Here is a 24,612-nt window from a genome sequence, read left to right on the forward strand (position 1 = left end):
ACAGCACCGGGCGCTTGGCGCCCACCAGCATCTTCGCGGCCTCGCGGATCTGCTTGGCGTGCGGCTTGGTGACCGGCCGGTAGCCGGGCAGCGAGAGCTCGACCGGCCAGCGGAACGTGGTGGTGGCCTGGAGCGCGTCCTTGGCGATGTCGACGAGGACGGGGCCGGGGCGGCCGGTGGCGGCGATGTGGAACGCCTCGGCGATCACCCGGGGGATCTCGGAGGGGTCGGTGACCAGGTAGTTGTGCTTGGTGATCGGCATCGTGATGCCGCAGATGTCCGCCTCCTGGAAGGCGTCGGTGCCGATCGCCTTGGAGGAGACCTGGCCGGTGATCGCGACCATCGGCACGGAGTCCATGTAGGCGTCGGCGATCGGGGTCACCAGGTTGGTCGCGCCCGGGCCGGAGGTGGCCATGCAGACCCCGACCCGGCCGGTGGCCTGGGCGTAGCCGGTGGCGGCGTGGCCGGCGCCCTGCTCGTGCCGGACCAGGATGTGGCGCACCTTGGCCGAGTCCATCAGCGGGTCGTACGCGGGAAGGATGGCCCCGCCCGGGATGCCGAAGACGGTGTCCGCGCCCACGGCCTCCAGCGAGCGGATGAGCGACTGGGCGCCGGTCATGGTTTCGACGACGTGCTGGGGAGCGGGAGCGTGGGCGGCCGTGGTGTCCCCGCGGCGGGGGGATGCGGCGTGCTCAGTCATCTGCCTGTCTCTTCTCGGAATGTGCCGACCCGGTAATTACGGGCCCCGGTGGTGCGAGGGTGGGGTCCCGGTTGCGGGCCGATCGCTGGCTCTGCCCCAATCGTCCCGCTTCCTCCCCGGGAATCGGGGCGGATCGGGCGGTCGGAGCCAGGGGTCTTGCGGTGGTGGAACAGCGTCAGTGCAACAAAAAACCCCTCGTGCCAAGGGCATGCGAGGGGTGGCGCGTCGGTCTGTCACAAGCGGGGCGTGTGAGCCCGCTCAGCCGACGCGCCCGCCAAGTACGAGAATTCGGGTGCGCATGGCAACGACCCTCCTCCTGTCCGGGGGCGTGTGTCAAGCAGGTGGGATGACCGTCTCGCCATGCGGACCCGGCCCTGGACCGGTCACCGCGCGGCGTTCGGGCAGGTCGGGGGCACCGTGGTGATGCACGACACGCCCCCCGCCGCCCTCCCCGCGGCCACCCGTCCGGGCCTCCGCGGCCAGGTACGCGCGCCGGGCCGAGACCGAGCCGAGCGGCCTGGGCAGCGGGTAGCCCCGGCGCACCAGCGCCCGGCGCAGCCGGGTCTCGTCCAGCGGCGGCGCGAAGGCCGAACCCTGGCCCTGCCGGCAGCCCAGCTCCTGGAGCGCGGCGACCTGGCGGGGCAGGTCCACCCCCTCGGCGCCGGTGACCAGACCGAGGTCGTGGCCGAGCCGCAGGGCGTGCCCGGCGAGCGTGCGGCTGAGCGCGGACTCCCCGAGGTCCTGCACCAGTGTGCGGTCCAGCTTGAGGCCGTCCAGGGGCAGCCGGGCCAGCTCGCCGAGCGAGCCGCTGCCGGCGCCGTAGCCGGCCAGCACGGTGGTCACCCCGAGCCGGCGCAACGCGGCCAGCCGGCGGCCGAGTTCGTCGGCGAGCGAGTCCGGGCCCATCCGGGCCACCTCGATCACCAGCTCGCCGGCCGGCAGTCGGCTGTCGCGCAGCGCCGCAGCCACCGTCTCGTACAGACCGGGCGAGCACAGCCGCTCGGTGGAGAGCCGGACCGCGACCGGGACGGGCGCGGGGCCGCTGCGGCTGCGGCCGGACTGGCCGCGCCGGTTGGCCGCGGCCGTCACCGCCTCCTGGACCAGCCAGCGGGAGAACCGGGTGGCCGCGTCGCCGTGGTCGGCCGAGCGCAGGAACTCGGCCGGGGTGAGCAGCAGGCCGCCCGCCGAGCGCCAGCGGGCCTGCGCCTCGACGCCGGTCACCGCGCCGCTGGCGAGGTCCACCACGGGCTGGTGGAGCAGGGTGAAGCCGCCCTCGCGGACGGCGGCCCGCAGCCGCTCCTCCAGTTCGGTGCGGCGCTCCAGATCGGCCCGCATCGCGGGGTTGTAGAGCACCACCCGGCCCTTGCCCTCGGACTTGGCCCGGTACATCGCGAGGTCGGCGTTGCGCATCAGCTCGTCGGTGGCCGCCCTCGGGTCGGCGGCCGGGCCGCGTTCGGGGGTGCCGAAGGCGATGCCGATGCTGGCGGCGACACCGAGTTCGGCGCCGCCGATCCAGTACGGCTCGGAGAGCGCGACCCGCAGCCGCTCGGCGAGCTCCTGGACCTGGAGCCGGCCGAGCGGGCCGCAGACCAGCGCGGCGAACTCGTCGCCGCCGAACCGGGCGACGGTGTCCCCGCAGCGGACGGCCCCCTGGAGCCGGCGGGCCGCCTGCACCAGCAGTTCGTCGCCCACCTGGTGGCCGGCCGTGTCGTTGACCGCCTTGAAGCCGTCCAGGTCGAGGAAGAGCACCGCGACCCCGGCGCCGCCCTCGCCCTGCTGGCCGCGGGCGCCGAGGGCGGCCCGCAGCCGCTGGGCGAACAGCGCCCGGTTGGGCAGGTCGGTGAGCGGGTCGTGGAAGGCGTTGTGCTGCAACTGGGCCTGGAGTATCACGCGTTCGGTCACGTCCCGGCTGTTGAGGATGAGGCCGTCGCGGTGCCGGCTGACCGTCGACTCGACGTGCAGCCACTCGCCGCCGCCGGAGCTGATCCGGCACTCCACCCGGGCGGACGGCTCGGCGGTGCCCGGGGAGCGGTGGGCGGTGAGCCGGACCCTCGCCAGGTAGCGGCGGACCTCGGCGAGCACCCGGTCCACGTCCTCCGGGTGGACCAGGTCCAGCAGGTTGCCGCCGACCAGTTCCTCCGGGTCCCGCCCGTAGACGCCGAGCGCGGCCGGGGAGACGTAGGAGAGCACGCCGTTGGCACCGGCGATCATGATGACGTCGCTGGAGCCCTGCACCAGGGAGCGGAAGTGCGCCTCCTTGTGGGCGAGTTCCTGGGCGAGCGAGAGGTTGTCGAGCAGCATCACGCCCTGGCGCAGGATGAGCGCCAGGCCGACGGTGCAGGCCGCCGCGGCCACCACCCGGTCCAACTCCCGCCCGCCGAGGGCGTTGTAGAGGATCCCGGCGGTGCACACCGCGGCGGCCGCGTACGGGGTGAGCGCGCTGAAGGTGGTGGCCACCCGGCGGCGCGGCAGGCCTCCGGCCGAGGGGTGCTCGCGCAGCGGGCGGCGCCAGCGCGGCGACCACGGCGCCCAGGCCAGCAGCAGGCTGCCGGAGAACCAGCCGGCGTCCAGCAGTTCGCCCGAGCGGTAGCTGCTGCGCAGCTCCGGGGAGGTGAACAGGGCGTCGCACAGGACGGTGACGGCCAGCGCCACCATCGCGGTGTGCACGGCCGCCCGGTTGCCGTCCCGGCCGCCGAAGCGCAGCCCGACGACCAGGCTGACCAGCAGGATGTCCAGGACCGGGTAGGCCAGGTTGAGGGCCAGCCGCAGCGGCGAGCCGGCCTCGCCGGCGGCGATCCGGCCGAGCGCCAGGCTCCAGCTGAGGGTGAACAGCGAGCCGGCGATCAGCCAGCCGTCGAGCAGCAGGCAGAGCCAGCCGGCGGCCGAGCGCGGGCGCTGGGCGAGCACCAGCACACCGGTGATGGCGAGCGGGGAGAACAGCAGGAAGGCGTACTCGGCGAGCGAGTCCTGCGGCAGCGGGCTGCGGGCGACCAGTTCGTACCAGCCCCAGGTGCCGTTGCCGCAGGCCACCATGAGCGAGGAGAGGCCGAACAGCAGCCAGGCCGGGCGGGCGCGCCCGCCGGCCGTGCAGCCGTACACCAGGCAGGACAGCGCGGCCGCGAGCGCCGCCGCGGCCAGGCCGAAGTCGCCCATGAAGATGGAGAGTTGGAAAGAGCCCCAGCCGGTGGCGGCACCCAGGGCGTAGGCCAGGCAGAGCGCGCCGAGGACGAGGCCGGGCAGCGTCCGGCTCTCCCGGAGCCGGCACAGCGGGCCGCGCCGGCCGGGGGCGGACGCGCCGGCTGCGGCTGCGCCGGGCGTGGACGCGTCGGGCTCGGACGCGTCGGCGGGTGGCACGCCCGGCCGTCCGGCCCCGGGCAGCACCGTATCGGTGGAGCTCACTCGGCCTCTCCCCCTCCGGCCCGGGGCCTGGCGCCCCGGCCACGGGCCACCGGCCGCGCGCCTCTTGGCCGTACGCGGTGGCCTGGCGCCCCGTCAGGACGGAGGCCCAGGGGGTGGGCGGCCTTCCGGTCACCACACCGCACCGATGTTCCCGATCGGGACCCTACACCAAATCCGTCACTCAATGACACATGCACTCAACTTAGAGTAATGGCGACGGGGTGGGGAAATGCACCCGATTCCGGCGGATCGGCCCGGTTGGCGGCGGCGCGCGGCCGGGGGCTCACGCGGCGCGCACGGGAGCACGCGACGGCGCCCGGCCCCGGGCCACCCGGACCGGAGACGGTCGGGGGCCCGGCGCCGGGCGCACGGGTCATCGGGAGGCCCGGGCCGGACACGGCCCAGGTCCTGTCCGGCCTAAGCCGGATCGTCCGGGAACAGCCGCAACCGGTGCGCCAGCGCCGCCGCCTCACCCCGGCCGGTGACCGCGAGCTTGCCCAGGATGTTGGAAACGTGCACGCTCGCGGTCTTCGGAGAGATGTACAGCTCCTCCGCGATCTGCCGGTTGCTCCAGCCGCGCGCCAGCAACCGGAGCACGTCCCGCTCACGGGGGGTGAGGCCGAAGGACTCCCCGACGGGCGGGGTCGCGGCCGGCCCGGCGGCCGGGCGCGCGGCCGCCACCGGGGTCAGCGTCAGCCCGGCCCGGTCGGCCAGGCCCGCGACCTCCGCCAGCAGCGGACGGTCGCCCCGGACGGTGGCCAGTTCCCGAGCCTCGCGCAGCAGTTCGGCCCCGGCCTCGCGCCGCCCGGCCAGCACCTCGGCCTCGCCGGCCCGCAGCAGGGCGACCGCCAGCGGGTACGGCAGCCCGGTCGGGCGCAGCGCGGCGACCGCGGCGGCCCACTGCTCCGGGGTGTCGGCGGCCTCGGCGCGGGCCAGTTCGCCCTCCAGCAGCCGGGCCCAGCCGTGGTGCACCGGCGCCCGCGGCCGCAGCCGGGCCGCCCGCGCGGCGATCGCGGCCAGCGCCTCGGCCCGGCCCGCCGCGGCCTCCGGCAGGCCCCGGCTGTCCGCCTCCACCGTGGCGGCCTCGACCAGCAGCGGGTACACGTCGGACTCGTGGCCGAGCCGCCCCTCCTCCGCCAGCGCGGCGAGCAGTTCCTCCCGGGCCTCCATCGGCCGGCCGGCGAGCGCGGCGATCCGCACCGCCAGCCGACTGATCGGCACGCTGTGCTGGAGCTGGCCGACCCGGTTGGCCGACCGGGCCTGCGCCAGCATGGTCGCCGCGCCGGCCAGGTCCCCGCGCAGCAGCGCGAGGTCGCCGCGCATCCGGTCCAGGAACTCGGCGTGGGTGCCGGTCAGGCTGGTCAGCTCGCAGGCGTCGAGCACCTCGGCGGCCTCCCGGATCCGCCCCAGGTCGGTCAGCGCCTCGGCCAGGTTGCCGGTCAGGATGGTGCCGATGTTGCGCAGCAGGCCGTTGCCGTCCGCGTAGACCAGGCCCTCGCGGGCCAGCACCACCGCCTCCTCGGCCCGGCCCACCCCGCGCTGCATGCTGGCCAGGTTGTTGACGCCGCGCAGCAGCAGGTCGGGCACGCCCAGCCGGCGGGCCGCCTCGACCGCCCCGGCCAGTTCGGCCAGCCCGCCGTCGGCGTCGCCGTGCACGTCGTAGCGCAGGCCGCCGAGCGTCATCCGGGCGTGCACCTCGACGGAGTGCGCGCCGACCTCCTGGGCGATCCGGATCGCCCGCTCGGCCAGCTCGATGTGCTCGGGGCCGGGCTTCTTGAGCATCGCCACCCCGGCGCCGAGCGCGAACACCTCGGCCTGGACGGCGGACGGCGGCAGGTGGTCGACCAGCCGGTGCGCGTGGAGGATCTCCTCGTCGTCACCGGAGCGGCGCAGATTGCCCAGCATCCGGGCCCGGTTGATCCGGAACCAGGCCGCGCGCACCGGGTGCACGGCCTCGTCGACCAGCCGCAGCCCCCGCCTGGCGAGGCTCAGGCCGCGCTCGCGGTCGCCGCAGCGCCGGGCCGCGACCACTGCCTCGGCCAGCACGTCGACCAGCTGGATCCGGTCGCAGTCCCCGTCGGCGGTGCCGTGGTCGCAGGAGCCGGGCGGATAGGTCTCGGCCCAGTCGTACGGGCGCAGGGTGTGCGCCAGCACCTCCTCGGAGACCATGTCCCACAGCTCCAGGGCCCGTTCCAGCATGCCCAGTTGCTCGGCGAAGGCGTTGCGGCGGCGGGCCGCCCGGGCGGCGTCCAGGGCGGTCGGCAGGGCGCGGGCCGGGTCGTGCGCGTGGTACCAGTAGTTGGCCAGCCGGGCGGGCAGGGCGTCGCAGGAGACCAGCTGCGGCTTCGCCTCCACGGCGAGCGCGAACTTGCGGTTGATCCGGTGCCGTTCACCGGGCAGCAGGTCGTCCGAGACCGCCTCGCGGACCAGCGCGTGCCGGAAGCGGTAGCCCTCGCCCTCGCCGTCCGGGCGCAGGATGTTGGCGCCGACGGCCGCCCGCAGCGCCTCGATCAGCGCCTCCTCGTCGTCGTGCAGGACGGCCGCCAGCAGGGCGTGCTCGACGTGCGAGCCCCCCTCGGCGGCGATCCGCACCACTCGCTGGGCCTCCTCGTCCAGGCTCTCCACCCGGACCAGCAGGATGTCGCGCAGCGAGTCGGTGAGCCCGGCACCGCAGCCGTCCTCGAAGGCGGTGGCCAGCTCCTCGACGAAGAACGGATTCCCCTCGGAGCGGCGGTGGATGCGGTCCACCAGCTTCCGGTCGGGGTCGGCGGTGCCGAGGATGCCGGCCAGCTGGGCGGCGACCTCGCCGCGGCCGAACCGCTCCAGCTCCAGCCGCTGGACGGTGCGCAGTCGTTCGAGCTCGGCCAGGAAGGGGCGCAGCGGGTGGCGGCGGTGCAGGTCGTCGGAGCGGTAGGTGGCGACCAGCAGCACCCGGGACCGGTGCAGGGTGCGGACCAGGAAGGCGAGCAGTTCGCGGGTGGAGCGGTCGGACCAGTGCAGGTCCTCGACGGCGAACACGAGGGTACGCTCCGCGCCGAGCCGCTCGAACAGCCTCGCGGTGTGCTCGAACAGCCGGGCCCGGCCGTACTCGTCGTTGGGTTCGCCGTCGGCCTCGCCGAACTCGGGCAGCAGCCGGGCCAGGTGCCCCTCGCTGCCGGCCGCCGCGGCCTCCAGCTCGGCGCCCAGCGAGCGGTGCAGCCGGCGCAGCGCCGCGGCCAGCGGGGCGTACGGCAGGCCCTCGGCGCCGATCTCCAGGCAGCCGCCGAGCGTGGTGACCGCTCCCCCGGCGGCGGCCCGCTGCAGGAACTCCTCCAGCAGCCGGGTCTTGCCGACGCCCGCCTCGCCGCCGATCAGCACGGCCTGCGGGCTGCCGGAGCCCGCCCGGCGCAGCGCGTCGGTCAGTTCGGTGATCTCGCTGCCGCGGCCGACGAAGACGGGACTCACCGATATCTGCTGCATGGAGGCGAGCATGCCATAGCCGGAGGTGGCGGGCCGAGGGGTTATCTCCCCTGGCGAACGCCCGGAGGGGGAGGCGCTCCCCTGCTGCGCCTCCCCCTCCGAAACTCCCTCGGCACCGTCGTGGTGCCGGTCCGTCAGCATTCGCGCTGGCGCGCGGGGCGCCGCTGGAAGCGGGCGGCCACCGGACGCTGCCGCAGGCGGCGTCCCTCCTTGGCCTCCCGGACCAGGCGCTCGTGCTCGGCGCGGACGGCCAGCTCGTGGGCGTGCTGCTGGATGAGCTCGTACTCGATCACTTTCGGTTCCCCCTGTGGGTTTCACTGCGTTTCGCTGTCGAGTAAGAGCTTCCTCTCCCAGCGGGGGGTGCCGCATCGGAAGCCCTACCGATCTTCCGGGCCCCGGATGCCTTAGATCGGGGCCCCGGGAACGACAAAGGCCCGGTCTTACCTCGTTTTCGAGGTGAGACCGGGCCTTAGGCCTTACTTAGAGTGCCTTAGACGCCTTAGACGCCTTAGGACCTCAGGCAAAGACGCCCAGATTCTCTGGGTTGTGCTTACTGCCCCTCGACGGCGAGCCGCTCCAGGATCAGGTCCTTGACGCGGGCCGCGTCGGCCTGGCCGCGGGTGGCCTTCATGACCGCACCGACCAGCGCGCCGACCGCGGCGACCTTGCCGTCACGGATCTTGGCGGCGATCGCCTCGTTCTCGGCGATGGCCTGGTCGACGGCCGCACCGAGCGCGGAGTCGTCCGAGACGACGGCCAGGCCGCGCTTCTCGACGACCTCGTCCGGCTCGCCCTCGCCGGCCAGCACGGCCTCGATGACCTGGCGGGCCAGCTTGTCGTTCAGCTTGCCCTCGGCGACCAGCGCGGTGACCCGGGCGACCTGCGCCGGGGTGATCGGCTGCTCGCTCAGCTCGGTGCCGGTCTCGTTGGCCCGGCGGGCCAGCTCGCCCATCCACCACTTGCGGGCCTGGTCGGCCGGGGCGCCGGCGGCGATGGTCTCCTGGATCGGCTCGACGGCGCCGGCGTTCAGCACCGACTGCATGTCCTTGTCGGACAGGCCCCATTCGGCCTGCAGCCGGGCCCGGCGCACCCGCGGCAGCTCGGGCAGGCCTGCGCGCAGCTCCTCGACCCAGGCGCGGGCGGGGGCGATCGGCACCAGGTCCGGCTCGGGGAAGTAGCGGTAGTCCTCGGCGTTGTCCTTGATCCGGCCCGAGGTGGTGCTGCCGTCCTCCTCGTGGAAGTGCCGGGTCTCCTGGATGATCGTGCCGCCGTCGGTCAGCACCGTGGCGTGCCGCTGGATCTCGAACCGGGCGGCCCGCTCCACGCTGCGCAGCGAGTTGACGTTCTTGGTCTCCGAACGGGTGCCGAAGGTCTCGGTGCCGTTGGGGCGCAGCGACAGGTTGACGTCGCAGCGCATCTGGCCCTTGTCCATCCGCGCCTCGGAGACGCCCAGCGCCTTGATCAGCTCGCGCAGCTCGGCGACGTACGCCTTGGCGACCTCGGGGGCGCGCTCGCCGGCCCCGACGATCGGCTTGGTGACGATCTCGATCAGCGGGATGCCGGCCCGGTTGTAGTCGAGCAGCGAGTGAGTGGCCCCGTGGATGCGGCCGGTGGCGCCACCGACGTGGCTGGACTTGCCGGTGTCCTCCTCCATGTGGGCGCGCTCGATCTCCACGCGGAAGGTCGAGCCGTCCTCCAACTGCACGTCGAGGTAGCCGTTGAAGGCGATCGGCTCGTCGTACTGCGAGGTCTGGAAGTTCTTGGGCATGTCCGGGTAGAAGTAGTTCTTCCGCGCGAATCGGCACCACTCGGCGATCTCGCAGTTCAGCGCCAGGCCGATCTTGACGGCCGACTCCACGCCGATCTCGTTGACCACCGGCAGCGAGCCGGGCAGGCCCAGGCAGGTCGGGCAGGTCTGGCTGTTCGGCTCGGCACCCAACTCGGTCGAGCAACCGCAGAACATCTTGGTCTTGGTGCCCAGCTCGACGTGGACCTCAAGGCCCATCACCGGGTCGTACGACGCGAGAGCGTCCTCGTAGGAGACCAGGTTCATGACGCTCACAGCGTCCCCTTCACTAAAAGACTTGGGAGGTACGGGCCCGGCCGCCGCTCGCGCGGGGCCGGGCCGGGGCGCTCAGCTCAGCCCAGCAGGACGTCGTCGGAGCCGAGCTGGCGCAGCTCGCGCACCAGCAGGGCGGTACCGGTGATCAGCGCGGCGGCGCCGACCAGGGCGTTGACCAGCTTGAGGGTGTCGCTCTCCTCGCGGGCCTTCCGGACGTCCTTGACGACCGAGACCGCGCCGAAGGCGCTGGTGCCGATGGACAGCCACAGGCCCGGCTTGCTGTGCTTGAAGCCCTTCAGGGACGACGGTGCCTTGAGGGACGACGGGGCCTTGGCCTTCTCGATCCTGCTCACAGTGCCGGTGCCTCCTCCAGCAGGGTGTGCCCCCACTTGTCGTTGAGTGCGGCCTCGACGGCGCCGCCCACCCGGTACAGGCGGTCGTCCGCCATCGCGGGTGCGATGATCTGCAGGCCGACCGGGAGATTGTCCTCCGGGGCCAGACCGCAGGGCAGCGACATGGCCGCGTTGCCCGCGAGGTTCGACGGAATCGTGCAGAGGTCGGCCAGGTACATCGCCATCGGGTCGTCGGCGCGCTCGCCGATCGGGAAGGCGGTGGTCGGCGTGGTCGGCGAGACCAGCACGTCCACGCCCGCGAAGGCGGCGTCGAAGTCGCGCGAGATGAGCGTGCGGACCTTCTGGGCCGAGCCGTAGTAGGCGTCGTAGTAGCCCGAGGAGAGGGCGTAGGTGCCGAGGATGATGCGGCGCTTGACCTCGGGGCCGAAGCCGGCCTCGCGGGTCAGGGCGGTGACGTCCTCGGCCGAGCGGGAGCCGTCGTCGCCGACCCGCAGGCCGTAGCGCATCGCGTCGAAGCGGGCCAGGTTGGACGAGGCCTCGCTGGGCGCGATCAGGTAGTACGCGGGCAGCGCCAGGGTGAAGGACGGGCAGGAGACCTCGACGACCTCGGCGCCCAGCTCGCGCAGCAGCTCCACCGACTCGTTGAAGCGCTCCATCACGCCGGCCTGGTAGCCCTCGCCGGCGAACTCCTTGACCACGCCGATCCGCATGCCGCGCACGTCGCGCAGCTTGGCGGCCTCGACCACGGCCGGGACGGGCGCGTCGATCGAGGTGGAGTCCAGCGGGTCGTGCCCGGCGATGGCCTCGTGCAGCAGCGCCGCGTCCAGCACGGTGCGGGCGCACGGGCCGCCCTGGTCCAGCGAGGACGAGAAGGCGACCAGGCCGTAGCGGGAGACCGAGCCGTAGGTCGGCTTGACGCCGACGGTGCCGGTGACGGCGCCGGGCTGGCGGATCGAGCCGCCGGTGTCGGTGCCGATCGCCAGCGGGGCCTCGAAGGCGGCCAGCGCGGCGGCCGAACCGCCGCCGGAGCCGCCGGGGATGCGGGAGAGGTCCCACGGGTTGCCGGTCGTGCCGTAGGCGGAGTTCTCGGTGGAGGAGCCCATCGCGAACTCGTCCATGTTGGTCTTGCCGAGGATGACCACGCCGGCGTCCTTGAGACGGGTGGTCAGCGTGGCGTCGTACGGCGGGATCCAGCCTTCGAGGATCTTGGAGCCGCAGGTGGTCGGCACGCCCTTGGTGGTGAAGACGTCCTTCAGCGCGAGCGGGACACCGGCCAGCGGGCCCAGTTCCTCGCCCTTGGCACGCTTCTCGTCGACGGCCCTGGCGGCGTTCAGCGCGCCCTCGGTGTCGACGTGCAGGAAGGCGTTGACCTTCTTGTCGACGGCGCCGATGCGGTCCAGGTGCGCCTGCGCCACCTCGACGGCGGACACCTCGCCCCTGGCGATGGCGGAGGCCGTCTCAGCGGCGGTGTACTTGATCAACTCGGTCATCTCGGTCAGTCCTCCCCGAGGATCTGCGGCACACGGAAACGCTGCTCCTCGGCGGCGGGGGCGCCGGACAGCGCCTGCTCCGGGGTGAGCGACGGCCGCACCTCGTCCGCGCGCATCACGTTGGTCAGCGGGAGCGGGTGGGAGGTCGGCGGGACGTCCTGTCCGGCGACCTCGGAAACGCGGGCGACCGCGCCGATGATCACGTCGAGCTGCTCGGCGAAGTGGTCCAGCTCTTCGGGCTTCAGCTCAAGACGCGACAGCCGGGCGAGGTGGGCGACCTCCTCGCGCGTGATGCCAGGCATGCAGCGATCCTCAGGGTGAGTTCTGGTGAGGCCCGGCGCCGCGCGCAGGCGGTGCCGGGCCCGGGCAGGAGCAACCGGTCCGGTGCTCCGTCCTCGTGGTCTTTGGACCCCATCCTATGGGGCCCGGCCCGGCCACCGGCCAACGAGTGAGCGAGCGCGCCCGTCACTGCGGCCTGGTGCGGGCCCAACTCTGCGCGCCCGGCGCCTTGATCTCGATCTGCGCGGCCGACACGGGCTGGGGCGCGGGCACGGCCTGGACCGTCTGAACGGCCTGCACGGCCTGCGGGAGGGTCGGGGGCAGCACGGGGGGCAGCACCGACGGGAGGGTCGGGGGCAGCACCGGCGCGATGGCCTGCTGGACCACCGGCTGGACGGCCTGCGGCAGCACCGGCTGGACCGGCAGGCCCTGGCCCCCCTGCACCGCGTGGAGGGCCGACGGCAGCCGGCCCGGCGGGGGGACCAGCCGCTCCACCGGCGGGGCGCCGGTGCGGTGCACCCGCAGCCAGGCGGTGGCCTGCTCGGCCGGCAGCGCCGCCGACACCAGCCAGCCCTGGACGGCGTCCACCCCCATGCAGTGCAGCCGCTCCCAGGTCTCGTCGTCCTCGACGCCCTCGGCGACCACGGTCAGGCCCAGCGAGTGGGCGAGCTCCACCGAGCAGCGCACCACCGCCGCGTCGTGGTCGTCGGCGACCATCCGGGAGACGAAGGAACGGTCGATCTTCAGCTCGCCGACCGGCAGGCTGCGCAGCCGCACCAGCGAGGAGTGGCCGGTGCCGAAGTCGTCCAGGGACATCCCGACGCCGTAGCCGCGCAGTTCGGCGAGGGTGTCGGCGGCCCGGCGGGAGTCGTCCAGCAGCAGCCGTTCGGTGATCTCCAGCTGGAGCGCGTGGGCCGGCACCTGGTGGCGGACGAGGTGGCCGGCGACGCGCTGGGCGAAGCCGGGGTTGAGCACGTCGCGCGGGGAGACGTTGACCGCGACCTGCACCTGGAGGCCCTGTTCCCGCCAGTAGGCGAGCTGCCCGACGGCGGCCTCCAGCACGTAGTCGGTGAGCCGGGGCATCAGGCCGCTGGACTCGGCGAGCCCGACGAACTCGTCCGGCGAGACCCGGCCCTGGCCGGGGCGCTCCCAGCGCAGCAGCGCCTCCAGGCCGACCACCCGGCCGTCGAAGGCCACCTTGGGCTGGTAGTGCAGCTGCACCTCGCCGGTCTCCAGCGCCCGCCGCAGGTCGCCGAGCAGCCCTATCCGGTACGGCGTGTCGGCGTCCTGGGTCTCGTCGTACTGCGCGACGCCGCTGCAACCGCGCTGGGCGTGGCCCATCGCCACGTCGGCGCGGCGCAGCAGCGCCTCGGCGTCCTGGGCGTGCTGCGGGTAGACGCAGACGCCGGCGCTGGCCTCCAGCACGAGCAGCAGCCCGTCCAGCCGGATCGGCGCGGCGAGTTCGGCGATCAGCGCCTTGGCGACCCGCTCCAGGCTGTCCGGGCAGTTGATGCCGGGCAGCAGCACGGCGAACTCGTCGCCGCCCATCCGGGCCACCATCGGACGGCCGCGCCGGTAGTTCCGGGGCAGGCCGGCGAAGACGTCGTCGATGGACTCCCGGGTGGCGCTGCCGGCCGGGCCTCCGGAGCGCAGCGCGCGGTGCAGCCGGCGGGCGATGTGCACCAGCAGCCGGTCGCCGGCGGTGTGACCGAGGGTGTCGTTGAGCGATCGGAAGCGATCGAGATCGAGCAGGATGAGACCGACGCTGTAACCTTCCGCGCGCTCCGCGATCGCCTCCTGGGCGGCCATCAACAGGGCCTGACGGTTGGGCAGATCCGTCAGCGGGTCGGTCAGCTGGTCACGGGCGCGGTCGCGGGCGATCCGCCAGGCGGCGACCAGCACCGCCAGCGGCACCGCGAACAGCGGCAGCAGTTCGGGCTCGTACCGGTAGACCAGGACGGCCAGCGGGATGAGCGGCGCGGCGCCGGCCAGCAGCACGCCGAGCAGCAGGACCGCACCTGCCACCCCCTGCGGCGGGCGTGTGGGCGCACCGCCGGTCGTACGATCCATAAGCCCTGTCCTCCGTCGGGCCCGCCCCGTCAGGCCGCCTTACGGTGAGGCACCGTGCCGGTACCGACAGCTGCCGGGCATGGAGCGACCCCGCGGAGCACCGGCTCAGCCGGTGCCCCCACCCCTGCTGACACTCTGTTGCGCTCCAGGGTATGCCGGGGTCCACCCGGTGGGCAGACTTTCGGACAACCGGAAACGCGCCACCGCGCCCGGGTGTCGCACAGTGACACAATGCCCGCTTCCACGGCGCGACACCCGGTGACGTTGCATCAGGACGATAACAAGACGGGCTCGGTCACGCTCCGCTCGGGTCGGCCTCCGGAGCGGCCTCGGCGGGGGCCTCCCCGACCTCGGGCAGGCCGAGGTGGGCACGGGCCGCGGCCGGTCCGTCGGCGAGCAGCACGGCGAAGCCGGCGTCGTCCAGGACCGGCAGTCCGAGCTGAACGGCCTTGTCGTACTTGGACCCGGGGTTGTCACCGGCCACAACAAAATCTGTCTTCTTCGATACCGAACCGGTCACCTTCGCGCCGCGCGAGGTCAGCGCCTCCTTGGCCCCGTCCCGGGTGTGCCCGGCCAGGGTGCCGGTGACCACGACGGTCAGGCCCTCCAGCGGGCGCTCCGCCTCCTCCTCGTCGGCGGGCTCCTCGGTGAAGCGGACGCCGGCCGCGCGCCACTTCTCCAGGATCCCCCGGTGCCACTCCTCCTGGTACCACTCGACGACGGAGCGGGCGATGATCGGTCCGACCCCCTCGACGGCGGCCAGCTCCTCCTCGGTGGCCGAGAAGATCCGGTCGAGGTCCCGGAACTCCCGTGCCAGCTCCTGCGCCGCGACCGGCCCGACGTGCCGGATCGAGAGGCCGTTGAGGAAGCGCCACAGCGGACGTTCCTTCACCCTCTCCAGATTCTCCAGCAGCACGCCCGCCGTCTTCTTGGGCTCGCCCTTCTGGTTCGCGAAGAAGGTGGCCTTCTTCTCCTTGCCGGTGCGGTCGTCCAGCTTGGGCATGCCCGTCTTCTGGTCGCGGACCAGCACCTCGATCGGCAGCAACTGCTCCATCGTCAGGCCGAAGATGTCGCCCTCGTCCCGCACCGGCGCCTCTGCCGGCTCCAGCGGCTGGGTCAGCGCGGTCGCCGCGACATAGCCCAGGCCCTCGATGTCCAGCGAGGAACGGCCGCCCAGGAAGGCGATCCGCTCGCGGATCTGCGCCGGGCAGAACTGCGCGTTGGGGCAGCGCAGATCGATGTCCCCCTCGGACATCGGGCGCAGCTCGGCCCCGCACTCGTGGCAGTGCGAGGGCATCACGAACTCCTGCTCGGTGCCGTCCCGCAGGCTCTCCACCGGGCCGAGGATCTCCGGGATGACGTCACCGGCCTTGCGCAGCACGATGGTGTCGCCGAGCAGCACGCCCTTGGCCTTGACGACCTGCTGGTTGTGCAGCGTCGCGTACTGCACCATCGAGCCGGCCACCTTCACCGGCTCGGCCAGCACCGCGTACGGGGTGGCCCGGCCGGTGCGGCCGATGCCGACCTTGATCGCGGCCAGCTTGCCGGTGACCTCCTCCGGCGGGTACTTCCAGGCGATCGCCCAGCGCGGGGACTTGGAGGTGGAACCGAGCCGCCCCTGCAGGGCGATCTCGTCCACCTTGACCACGACGCCGTCGATCTCGTGCTCGACCGAGTGCCGCTGCTCGCCGAAGTGCTCGATGAACGCCCGCACCTCGTCGAGCGTCCCGACCACCTTGTTGTGCCGGGCCGTCGGCAGGCCCCACGCGCGCAGCAGGTCGTAGGCGTGCGACTGGCAGTCGATGTCGAAGCCGACCCGGGCGCCGATGCCGTGCACCACCATGTGCAGCGGACGGGACGCGGTGACCAGCGGGTCCTTCTGGCGCAGCGAACCGGCGGCGGCGTTGCGGGGGTTGGCGAACAGGTGGACCAGCGCCTGCGGACGCCTGCCCTCCTTCGCGCGCTCCTCGTTCTCCGCCCGGCGGCGCTCGTTCTCCGCCGCCAGCGAGGCGTTCAGCTCCTCGAAGGCCTCGGTCGGCAGGTAGACCTCGCCGCGGATCTCGACCAGCTCGGGCAGGTCGTCGCCGGTGAGCTGCTGCGGGATCTCCTTGATGGTGCGGACGTTGGCGGTGATGTCCTCGCCGACCCGGCCGGTGCCCCGGGTCGCGGCGAGGACCAACTGGCCGCGCTCGTAGGTGAGGTTGACGGCCAGGCCGTCCACCTTGAGCTCGCACAGGTAGTGGTAGTCGATGCCGTCCAGCTCGCGGGCGACCCGGTCCGCCCAGGCCGCCAGCTCCTCGTCGTCCATGGCGTTGTCGAGGCTGAGCAGCCGCTCGCGGTGCTCGACCTTGGTGAAGCCTTCCGCGACGTCGCCGCCGACCTCCTGCGTCGGCGAGTCCGGCGTCACCAGGGCCGGGTGCGCGGCCTCGATCGCCTCCAGCTCGCGCATCAGGACGTCGAACTCGGCGTCGCTGACGACCGGGGCGTCCTGCACGTAGTACCGGGCGCGGTGCTCGGTGATCTCCACGACCAGCTCGGCGTGCCGCCTGCGCACCTCCGCAGGGACGTCCTCCCAGCCCTCGACAGCCACCACCGCAAGCCCTCCTACGTTCTCATTCCGGGTTGTCCACCAGGCTCTGCGCCGCCCGCGCCGCAAGCGACAGCGCCTTGCGCGCGTACGCCGGGGACGCCCCGGCCAGCCCGCAGGTCGGCGTCACCAGCACGCGGCGGCCCAGCAGCTCCGGGGCGAACCCGAGCCTGCGCCACAAGGTCCTGACACCCTGGACACTACCGGCCGGGTCGGACACCGCCTGGTCAGTGGAGGGCACGACACCAGCGAGGATCGCCGTGCCCGCCTCGACCGCCTCGCCCAGGTCGTCGTCGTCCCGCTCGGTCAGCAGTGAGAAGTCCAGCGAGACCCCGGCCACACCGGCCCGGCGCAGCAGCGGGATCGGCACGTCCGGCGCGCAGCAGTGCACGACGACGGGCACGTCCAGGCCCCGGATGACCTCGCGCAGCACCTCCTCGGCGACCTGCCGGTCCACCGAGCGCAGCCGCTGGAAGCCGCTGGCGGTCTTCACCGAACCAGCCAGCACGGCGGGCAGCGAGGGCTCGTCGAGCTGGAGGACCAGCTGGGCGCCCGGGACCCGACTGCGGACGTCGGCGAGGTGGCGGCGCAGGCCCTCGGTGAGCGAACCGGCGATGTCCCGGCAGGCGCCGGGGTCGGAGAGCGCCTTCTCGCCGTACTTGAGCTCGATCGAGGCGGCCAGCGTCCACGGCCCGACGGCCTGCAGCTTGAGCGCGCCCTGGTAGCCCTGGGTGAACTCCTCCAGCGCGTCCAGGTCCTCGCGCAGCCAGGAGTGGGCGCGCCGGGTGTCCCGGCCGGGGCGGTCGGCGAAGCGCCAGCCGCTCGGCTCGGTCTGCGCGAACAGCTCGACCAGCAGGCCGGCGCCACGGCCGATCATGTCGGCACCCGGCCCGCGGGCGGGCAGTTCGGGCAGGAACGGCAACTGCTCCAACGCCCCGGTGGAGGTCTTGGCGGCCTCCCGGGCGTCGGTGCCGGGCAGCGAACCGACGCCGGTGGCGGCGCCGCGCAGGTCGGGGAAGGGCTGTGGGGTGCTCACCCGCCCGAGCCTAGTGCGCGGCGCCGCGCGCGTTTCAGCGCCCCGGGCGGACGGTGATGTCGGTGAGCTCCGCGTCACGGGAGGCGTCGAGGGCGGCGAGGATCGCCTTGGCCACCGACTCGGGGGCGATCCAGCGGTCCTCGTCGTAGGCCTTGCCCTCCTGCTGGTGCACCTTGGCCTGCATCGCGGTGGCGGTGCGGCCCGGGTAGACCGAGGTGACCCGGACGCCGTTCGGGTGCTCCTCCTGGCGCAGCGCGTCGGCCAGCGCCTTGAGGCCGTGCTTGCTCGCCGCGTAGGCCGACCACTCGGCATGGGCGGACAGCCCGGCACCGGAGTTGACGAACACCACGTGCCCCTTGACCAGGCGCAGCGAGGGCAGCAGGAGCCGGGTCAGCTCGGCGGGGGCGACCAGGTTGACGTTCAGCGTCTCCTGCCAGGCCTTGACCGACAGGTCGCCGACCGTGCCCAGCTCGACCATGCCCGCGACGTGCAGCACGGAGTCCAGCTCGACGGGCAGCGCCTGGTGGCCGAAGGCCCAGGAGAGCTTGGCCGGGTCGCCGAGGTCCCCGACCAGGGTCTTCGCCCCGGGGAAGCGCTCGCGCAGTTCGGCGGCGCGGCGGGCGTCGCGGGCCAGCAGCCAGAGGTCGTCCCCGCGCTCGGCGAGGCGTTCGGCGAGGACGGCGCCGATGCCGGAGCCGGCGCCGGTGATCAGATGAGTGGCCATGGTGGTGATCCTCTCAGGCCTTGAGCTGCGCGAAGACCTCGGCCGGGGTGTCGGCGAACCGGATCAGCTCGGCGAGCGGGCGGGGCAGGAAGCCCTCGGCGTCCATCCGCTCCATCTGCGTGCGCAGGCCCGTGTAGAAGCCCTCGGTGTCCAGGACGATCACCGGCTTGTCGAACATGCCGTGCTTCTTGAGCTCCAGCACCTCGGTCACCTCGTCGAGGGTGCCCAGCCCGCCCACGAGCACGACGATCGCGTCCGCCCGGGCCGCCAGCTCCGCCTTCCGCTCGGCCAGGTCACGGGTCATGACGAGCTCGTCGGCGCCGACGTACCCCTTGTGCTTGAGCATCTCGACCAGCACCCCGACCAGCTTCCCGCCGGCCGCCTTCACCTCGTCGGCCAGCAGCCCCATCAGCCCGGCGTTGGACCCGCCCCACACCAGGGTGTGGCCACCTTCGCCGAGGAGCCGCGCGAACTCGGCGGCGGGGGCGGTGTAGCGGTCGTCGAGCGAGTACGCGGAGCAGAAGACTGTGATGTTCATAGTGCCATCTGGTCTATCACGCCCCGGCGCACTCACTCACCGGCTTTAGGCCTCGGCCAGCCTCCTCCGAGCATCATGCCGTCCTCTCCGGAGGGTGTGCCGGCGGCCGCGGCGAGTTGCCGATTCGGCCTTCGGGCTGCTGAGAGCTGGTAGCAGTCCACCTCCCGGGCCCGGGCAGTCACGTTGTCCCGTGCGAGGAAGCCGCGCAGCCGACACTCCGAGTATGCCAGGAGCGTTCGATCCGGCCGGGTCGACAGGGTGATCGTCCCCCTTGGCCGGCACTGCTGCTCACGCGCAGGAGGGCAGGAGCCCCCGGCCCGGGTGGGCGTGTCGGTCCGAGAGGACACCCAGGACGGCGACCAGACCGGCTGCGAGACGGTCCGCGGGGTCGGCGCCGGGCGTGTTCTCGGGCCGGTGGGACGCCAGGCGGGCGGCCAGCCAACCCGGGGACGCCCAGCCCGCCCGGACGGCCATGGTGGTGAACCGGCGCAGCAGGTCGTCCTCCGGGACGGCGCGGGCAGGCTCCTGGAGGTCGGGCGGCAGGTGCTCGGTCATCCGCTCCCAGCCCGTGGGGTCGGGCGGCGGCGGCAGCGGTGCCGGTGCGGGCTGTTCGCTCGCGCGCGGAGTGGTACCCGTCACTACAACAGCAACCATCTTCTTGTCCTGGTAAGGGACTTCCTGGTTGCGTCCGCACGTGCGGAGCGACGAGCCCGCACGTGCGGATTTGTCCGGCTCCGCACGTGCGGACTTCCGTTCGCCGCAGCGCGGCCTCGGCAGCGCCGCAGGTGCGGACTTCACCGACTCCGCACGTGCGGACTTACCGGCGGCGCAGCGGAGTTGCTCCTGCTTGACGCGCCGGGCGTCGGCGCGCAGGACGGCGAGGGCGGCGTCCCAGTCGGGGACGCCGCCCAGGGGCACGGTGACGGCGTAGCCGCGAACCCGGGTGCCGGAGGGGCCGTGGACGAGGGCCATGACCCCGGCCGCCTCGGCGGCCCGGTAGAAGCCGGGGACGGAGTCCTTGGAGACCCGGCAGGCCCGGGAGAACCAGAGGTTGGACGGCGGGCAGTGGAGGTTGGTCCCGTCCGCGTCGGCCTTCTGCGCGGCGTGCATGAGGAAGAGGACGAAGGACGGCCCGAGGGACTTCCAGGGCCCACCGGTCGGGACGCTCTGCATCCACTGCCCGATGCGGACCCGGAACTCGTTGGCGGGCGGGGTGCCGGTGGGGCGGGAGAGGGCGAGGGCTTCGGTGGTGACGGCGACGGGCACGTTCGGCCTTTCGTGGCCGATATGCGAGCCGGAGCGCGTCCGGGCTGGCATACTGGCCGAGGTGTTATGCGCGTGCGCCGGAACCGCCAAGTTTACGGGCGTACGCGGGAATGGCCACCGCCCAACTGGGCGGTGGCCATTGCAGTTTACGCCGACAGATCAGCGGATTTGACGGACAGTCATGAATTCACTGCGGCGAGTGCTCGCGCATGAGTTCGGGATGCACGCTACGCGAGGTAGGCCTGCTGCCACTCCAGCGAGGTCATCGACAGTGCCGCCTCGGCGAGTTGGCGGGCGGACTCGGTCTTGAGGCTGCCGAGACTGCTGTCGATCCACAGGAGTGCTCCGCGATGGTCTCGGGATCCTTCACCCCGGCGATCCACCAGCCCGACCGCTTCGCCCGCTTGAGCATCCCCGCCTCGAAGAGGTACCCGCCGCGCCCTTTGCCTGCCGTTCTCAACCATGGCCGTCCTTCTCCTGTCCCGGATCCATCACCACGTCTCCACCCCGTCCCGCAGATACCGTGAGCCGCCATCCGCGATCGCTCTCACAGCCGCGTTCAGCCGGTTCCGCTGGCGGGTTCGCAGCCGGTCGGCGGCCTCCGGCGCGGACAGGAAGACGGCCTCGGACAGTTCGTCGTCGTGCGGCCGCACCCGCGCGGCCAGGTCGGACGAGAGGGTGCCCGCGTCGAAGATGAACGCGATCTGGTCGTCCCACGGGCCGTGCGGGGCAACCCAGTCCACGACCAGCAGGCGGTGGACCGTGATCTCCAGGCCCAGTTCCTCGCGCAGTTCCCGCACTGCGGCCTCGTCCGGCGACTCATTGGCCTCAGCCATCCCTCCGGGCAGGTCCCAACCCTCCTTGTAGGTCGGGTTGACGGTCAGGATGCGACCAGCCTGGTCGCGCAGGATCACGTCCGCAGAGACGCGCTTGCGAGCCTGCCGGGCATTGCCCTCGGCGAGGTAGGCGTGCCAGGCATCGGTGTCGGTGGGTGCGGGTCTCACGTTGAACCTCCCCGAGGCGACGGGATGATGTCGGCGAGCAGGAGCAGCCGGGCTCTGCGCGCCTCATCGAATCGTGCCAGGTATTCACGCACCGGGCCGTACTCGCGGTACCGCCCGAAGAGTTCACCGAGGCCATCCATCTGATGGACGACTCGGACGGACCCGAGGGTCGGGCTGGTGGTCAGAAGTTCTGTTCCGACGCCGATTGCGGCGTCCAAGTCTCCGCAATCGGCGTGGATGCGTGCGAGGGTGATGCGGCTGAATGTGAGCGAACGCGCGCGGCCTTCTTCCCGTAGGACCACAGCCTGCTCACCGCATCGAAGGGCAAGCTCGGAGCGGCCCAGGTCGCTGAACGCCAACGCGGACTCGCTGGCGAGGGTAGCGTCGTCGAAAGGGCTCAACCACGGATGCTCGTCATCAGCTCCAACCGCAAGTGCGGTGTGAGCGTGGTCGAGTGCCCGCGCCGCCGGACCGTGCTGCCGAGAGGCTGCCAACGCTCGGGCCATCATGGCGTTCAGCCGAGCCATGAGGCCTGGCAGATGCGGGCCCTGGCAGGCCATTTCGATGCCGACGGTAGCCCAGTGCACGGCCTCCGCCGAATCGCCGGCCTGGAGGGAAAGGTGGCTGGTGCTGGCTGCTACGTGTGCCATCAACGGCAGATCGCCGGAGGCGCGGGCGAGAGGGAGCGCGCGAGCGAAGTGCCGGGCAGCCAGGTCGTCACGGCCGGAGTCGTGGGCCATCCAGCCGGCCATCTCAGTGAGCGCAGCGGCGGCAGCGAACACCTGCGGGCCGCTCGCAACATCGACCAGACGCGGCGCAACCTTGCCGGAGAGATGGTGAACCACAGCCGAGTACAGGCGTCCACCTCCCGCCTGCCGATCCGCACGGCGAAAGGCATCCACGGTGGCCAGGTCGTCGCCGTCGGCTTCCGGTAAAGCCTGCGCAAGGGGCGAGGGTCCAGGAGTGGCGTCCGGCTCCCATGACCTGCGGGCAAGACCGAGCAGTTGCCCCGGAATGTGGAAGGCGTCGGCGATCTGCTCGAACAACGCCAACTTCTCGACCCTGGTCTTGCCGTTCATGTAGTCGTAAAGCCGTCCCTGGCTGATCTCCACAGCGGCTGCAATCCGCCGGGTACTGATGCCGCGCGCGTTGAGGAGCCGGAATACGGCGCCCATGTCGCGGGTCGCACACGCTCGCAGCAGACGCTCGTCCTGGAGTAGCCCAGCGGCCACTTCACGCACACTTGGCTGAACACCCATGGTCTCGCTCCCCTTACAGCGTGTACTGATCGTAGGTCCACGGTGCCAGCCCTGACTCCGATTTGGAGTCACCGGATCGGAGTCTCCTGCGACCGCAACGTGACCGTTGAATGAACATCAGCCGCCCTGATCCATCCACGGGAGCGAATCTTGATGTCTCCACTCACCGCTTTGCCGACCAACGTGATCGGCTGCACTGGGGAAACGCTGCTGACTGCCGTCGCTACACCGGATACCGCTCGCTTCACCACACCGGCGACCATCCGCCTGCCGTACCAGGCCGAGTCGGTGGGCGCCGCGCGTCGGTTCGTCGTGGCGAAGCTTCGGGAGTGGGGGTTGGACGATCTGGTGGACGATGCCTCCCTGATCGCCAGCGAGTTGGCCACCAACGCCGTCAGGACCGGCTGTCAGACACGCATGATTGTCGCCGTGCGCCGCCCGAGCGACCGAATCATCCGCATCCTCGTCGGTGACGGCTCTTGCTCGATGCCCGTGATGATCCAGGCCGGGCCCGACGCCACGTCGGGTCGAGGCTTGGCGATGGTCCACCGGCTCACCCAGGGCCGTTGGGGCGCCAGCCCCCGCCCGTTCGGGAAGGTCGTGCACGCCGACCTCCCGACGCCCAAGCCGACCTCTCCGTGAGCCGGCAGCCGCCGGACGACGGTTTCGATCCCGAAGACGCGCCGCCGTCCGTTTCCGACCCCGATCCCGATCCCGATCCCGATCCCGATCCCGATCCCGATCCCGATCCCGATCCCGACCGAGTCTGGGCTGCCCTGGGGGTGTCCGCCGCTGCCGGGCTGCACATCGTCGTTGCGGCCCTGATTCTGATCAACCGCTCCCACTGAAACCCCCGCCCGTGCCGCCGGGCCAGCGGCACGGGCGGCAGGCAGTAACCCCACCGGCTCCCGCCGTCCGGCGAAGTGGCAATCCACGGTCGACAGCGGAGGCATCCCCGAGGGCGGTCGCGCGCCCTCGGGGAGCTGCCGCCCGGTATACCCGAGGCGGCTGAGCATCACCCGGCAGGCATCCGCCTGTCGCAACCAACCAGCACACGGAGGTACAGAGATGGGTAAGCGCAGCGGCGGCTCCGGCGACGGCCAGGGCGGCAAGCAGCAGGACGACTCCAACAAGGGCGCCGGACACGGCGGCGGGGGCTCCGACGAAGGCGGCAACAGCAGCGACGGCAAGGCCCCGGCGGAGTGACCGGCGAAACGCACCAGGAGGCGGGCCCCCAGGGGCTCGCCTCCGCGCTGGTGGCCGGCGGCGCACTCTCCTCGGACTGGCTCCCCTCCTTCAACGCGGTACCCCGCGAGCTGTTCGTCCCGGACCGCATCTGGCCGGGCATCGCGGACGGCACCCGCCAGAACCCCGTGCTGTACCGGTCACAGGACCCCGAGGCGTGGCGCAGGGCCGTCTACTCGGACATCCCGCTGACCACCCAGTGGGACGACGGCAACCACCAGGGCGACGGGCTCGGCACCACCCCGAGTTCCTCCAACTCCATGCCGACCATGGTGTTCTCGATGCTCCAGGACCTCGACGTCCGCCCGGGCCACAAGGTGTTGGAGGTCGGAGCCGGCACCGGCTGGAACGCGGGCCTCCTCGCCCACCGCCTGGGCAACCACAACGTGGTGACCGTCGAGTACGACCCTCACGTCGCACGCGGCGCCCGCGAGAACCTGCACCGGGCCGGACTCGCACCGACCGTGATCGAGGGCGACGGACGCCACGGCTGGCCGGACGACACCCCCTACAGCCGGATCATCGCCACCTGCTCCCTGCTGGAGATCCCTCCCGCATGGCTGGAACAGACGGCCCCCGGCGGAATCATCGTCGCCCCGTTCGGCACCGAGTACGGCGGCGAGCAGATCATCCGTCTGACCGTGAACGACGACGGGACCAGCGCGAGCGGCAAGTTCACCCGAGGCTCCGCGTTCATGCGACTCCGCCACCAGCGCACGGACCGGCCGTCGTTCGACGCCTACCTGCACGGGAAGGAGTGGCCAGCACACGGGATGCGGAGCACCACCAGTCTGTCCCCTCGGGCCACGGGCGGGTGGTTCGAGCAGTTCGTCATCGGATCCGGCGTACCCGGTACGTTCTGGCGGACAGAGCGCTACGACAACGACGCCTACACACTGTGGCTCTACAGCCGCGACACCCTCTCCTGGGCCTCCGCCGACTACGAGCGCGACCGCACGAGGTACGAGGTGTACCAGTCCGGCCCCCGGAACCTCTGGGATGAGCTGGAAGCGGCCTACCGGTGGTGGGCGGACCAGGGCCGCCCCGGGTGCGGGCGGTTCGGCCTGACGGTCACCTTGGAGGGCCAGCACGTCTGGCTGGACTCCCCGGGCAACCCCGTCCCGCAGCACTGAACAGCCCG

At 72.6% G+C, this 24,612-nt stretch carries 19 protein-coding genes and 2 pseudogenes; 4 read left to right on the plus strand and 17 right to left on the minus strand.

Features of this window, described 5'->3' with window-relative positions; translation table 11 throughout:
• From ACIOGZ_RS37665 to ACIOGZ_RS37745, 17 genes and pseudogenes are all read right to left on the minus strand, one after another.
• The coding region (locus ACIOGZ_RS37665; protein WP_363633227.1) for a thiamine pyrophosphate-binding protein at positions 1-700 on the minus strand (700 nt) is incomplete at its 3' end.
• 333 nt (positions 701-1,033) lie between these two features.
• Positions 1,034-3,967, minus strand: coding sequence for an EAL domain-containing protein (locus tag ACIOGZ_RS37670; RefSeq protein WP_363633249.1), 2,934 nt, complete (start codon positions 3,965-3,967; stop codon positions 1,034-1,036).
• A gap of 549 nt (positions 3,968-4,516) precedes the next feature.
• The gene (locus ACIOGZ_RS37675) at positions 4,517-7,558 is read right to left on the minus strand and encodes an AAA family ATPase (RefSeq protein ID WP_363633229.1); all 3,042 of its coding nucleotides are present in this window, start codon (positions 7,556-7,558) and stop codon (positions 4,517-4,519) included.
• 134 nt (positions 7,559-7,692) lie between these two features.
• The gene (locus ACIOGZ_RS37680) at positions 7,693-7,851 is read right to left on the minus strand and encodes a hypothetical protein (RefSeq protein ID WP_159398431.1); all 159 of its coding nucleotides are present in this window, start codon (positions 7,849-7,851) and stop codon (positions 7,693-7,695) included.
• 257 nt (positions 7,852-8,108) lie between these two features.
• Complete coding sequence (gene gatB / locus ACIOGZ_RS37685) at positions 8,109-9,620, minus strand: Asp-tRNA(Asn)/Glu-tRNA(Gln) amidotransferase subunit GatB (protein ID WP_363582140.1); 1,512 nt, start codon at positions 9,618-9,620, stop codon at positions 8,109-8,111.
• 77 nt (positions 9,621-9,697) lie between these two features.
• Positions 9,698-9,973, minus strand: a complete 276-nt coding sequence (locus ACIOGZ_RS37690; protein ID WP_363582138.1) for a hypothetical protein — start codon at positions 9,971-9,973, stop codon at positions 9,698-9,700.
• Positions 9,970-11,463, minus strand: coding sequence for an Asp-tRNA(Asn)/Glu-tRNA(Gln) amidotransferase subunit GatA (gatA, locus tag ACIOGZ_RS37695; protein WP_363633231.1), 1,494 nt, complete (start codon positions 11,461-11,463; stop codon positions 9,970-9,972). The genes ACIOGZ_RS37690 and gatA overlap by 4 nt, the downstream gene beginning before the upstream one ends.
• Positions 11,464-11,468: 5 nt before the next feature.
• Positions 11,469-11,765, minus strand: a complete 297-nt coding sequence (gene gatC / locus ACIOGZ_RS37700; RefSeq protein ID WP_030057414.1) for an Asp-tRNA(Asn)/Glu-tRNA(Gln) amidotransferase subunit GatC — start codon at positions 11,763-11,765, stop codon at positions 11,469-11,471.
• 496 nt (positions 11,766-12,261) lie between these two features.
• Positions 12,262-13,749: pseudogene (locus ACIOGZ_RS37705) on the minus strand (putative bifunctional diguanylate cyclase/phosphodiesterase); the annotation flags it as partial.
• A 358-nt stretch (positions 13,750-14,107) separates the two neighbouring features.
• Positions 14,108-16,402, minus strand: coding sequence for an NAD-dependent DNA ligase LigA (ligA, locus tag ACIOGZ_RS37710; RefSeq protein WP_400989271.1), 2,295 nt, complete (start codon positions 16,400-16,402; stop codon positions 14,108-14,110).
• A 22-nt stretch (positions 16,403-16,424) separates the two neighbouring features.
• Positions 16,425-17,435, minus strand: a complete 1,011-nt coding sequence (locus ACIOGZ_RS37715; protein WP_363582132.1) for a methionine synthase — start codon at positions 17,433-17,435, stop codon at positions 16,425-16,427.
• A 34-nt stretch (positions 17,436-17,469) separates the two neighbouring features.
• Positions 17,470-18,159, minus strand: coding sequence for an SDR family oxidoreductase (locus tag ACIOGZ_RS37720; protein WP_363582130.1), 690 nt, complete (start codon positions 18,157-18,159; stop codon positions 17,470-17,472).
• Between the two features lie 13 nt (positions 18,160-18,172).
• Positions 18,173-18,697: a TIGR00730 family Rossman fold protein gene (locus ACIOGZ_RS37725; protein ID WP_400989252.1), complete on the minus strand. Its 525-nt coding sequence runs from the start codon at positions 18,695-18,697 to the stop codon at positions 18,173-18,175.
• 288 nt (positions 18,698-18,985) lie between these two features.
• Positions 18,986-19,963, minus strand: a complete 978-nt coding sequence (locus tag ACIOGZ_RS37730; protein ID WP_400471428.1) for a hypothetical protein — start codon at positions 19,961-19,963, stop codon at positions 18,986-18,988.
• A 337-nt stretch (positions 19,964-20,300) separates the two neighbouring features.
• Positions 20,301-20,375, minus strand: a pseudogene (locus ACIOGZ_RS37735) (HAD family hydrolase); the annotation flags it as partial.
• A gap of 79 nt (positions 20,376-20,454) precedes the next feature.
• On the minus strand, positions 20,455-20,967 hold the full coding sequence (locus ACIOGZ_RS37740) for an NUDIX hydrolase (RefSeq protein ID WP_363633237.1): 513 nt from the start codon (positions 20,965-20,967) through the stop codon (positions 20,455-20,457).
• Positions 20,964-22,226 carry a helix-turn-helix domain-containing protein gene (locus tag ACIOGZ_RS37745; RefSeq protein WP_400989255.1) on the minus strand — a complete coding sequence of 421 codons (1,263 nt, stop codon included), beginning with the start codon at positions 22,224-22,226 and terminating at the stop codon, positions 20,964-20,966. The genes ACIOGZ_RS37740 and ACIOGZ_RS37745 overlap by 4 nt, the downstream gene beginning before the upstream one ends.
• Positions 22,227-22,379: 153 nt before the next feature.
• Here ACIOGZ_RS37745 and ACIOGZ_RS37750 point away from each other — a divergent pair, with 153 nt between their 5' ends.
• The 4 genes from ACIOGZ_RS37750 to ACIOGZ_RS37765 all read left to right on the plus strand — a co-directional run bounded on the left by ACIOGZ_RS37750 (position 22,380) and on the right by ACIOGZ_RS37765 (position 24,604).
• Positions 22,380-22,868, plus strand: a complete 489-nt coding sequence (locus tag ACIOGZ_RS37750; RefSeq protein ID WP_400806285.1) for an ATP-binding protein — start codon at positions 22,380-22,382, stop codon at positions 22,866-22,868.
• The gene (locus ACIOGZ_RS37755) at positions 22,865-23,074 is read left to right on the plus strand and encodes a hypothetical protein (protein ID WP_400989258.1); all 210 of its coding nucleotides are present in this window, start codon (positions 22,865-22,867) and stop codon (positions 23,072-23,074) included. The genes ACIOGZ_RS37750 and ACIOGZ_RS37755 overlap by 4 nt, the downstream gene beginning before the upstream one ends.
• Positions 23,075-23,294: 220 nt before the next feature.
• Positions 23,295-23,432, plus strand: a complete 138-nt coding sequence (locus ACIOGZ_RS37760) for a hypothetical protein (protein ID WP_400471434.1) — start codon at positions 23,295-23,297, stop codon at positions 23,430-23,432.
• Positions 23,429-24,604: a methyltransferase domain-containing protein gene (locus tag ACIOGZ_RS37765; protein WP_400989259.1), complete on the plus strand. Its 1,176-nt coding sequence runs from the start codon at positions 23,429-23,431 to the stop codon at positions 24,602-24,604. The genes ACIOGZ_RS37760 and ACIOGZ_RS37765 overlap by 4 nt, the downstream gene beginning before the upstream one ends.
• Positions 24,605-24,612 lie beyond the last annotated feature (8 nt).

It is taken from the genome of Kitasatospora sp. NPDC088160 (assembly GCF_044741445.1).
In the GTDB taxonomy this organism is placed as follows: domain Bacteria; phylum Actinomycetota; class Actinomycetes; order Streptomycetales; family Streptomycetaceae; genus Kitasatospora.